Here is a 207-nt window from a genome sequence, read left to right as displayed (position 1 = left end):
GTTGAAATACAGCCCGAGCAGGATCGACACCGGCGGCGGAATCTCCGCGCCCGACTCGAACCGGCTGCCGCGCGACTGCGTCACGCCGAAACGCGCCCAGAAGCGGCGCTGGCTTTCTTTCTTCTTCTTCCGATACGCAATGATCAGGACGCGGTCGACGACCGAGGACAGATCCCCGGGGGACGACATGGTATTCGCACCCGAGTG

Annotated in this window: 1 pseudogene; it reads right to left on the bottom strand. The window is 63.8% G+C overall.

The annotated features are described in order from the left end of the window. A pseudogene (locus tag AB4Y44_RS43160) lies at positions 1-189 on the bottom strand (XRE family transcriptional regulator); the annotation flags it as partial. Positions 190-207 lie beyond the last annotated feature (18 nt).

The organism is Paraburkholderia sp. BR10937 (assembly GCF_040965695.1).
In the GTDB taxonomy this organism is placed as follows: Bacteria; Pseudomonadota; Gammaproteobacteria; order Burkholderiales; family Burkholderiaceae; genus Paraburkholderia.
Note: the sequence above shows the minus strand (reverse complement) of the source record. Positions and strands in the feature narration are given on the sequence as shown.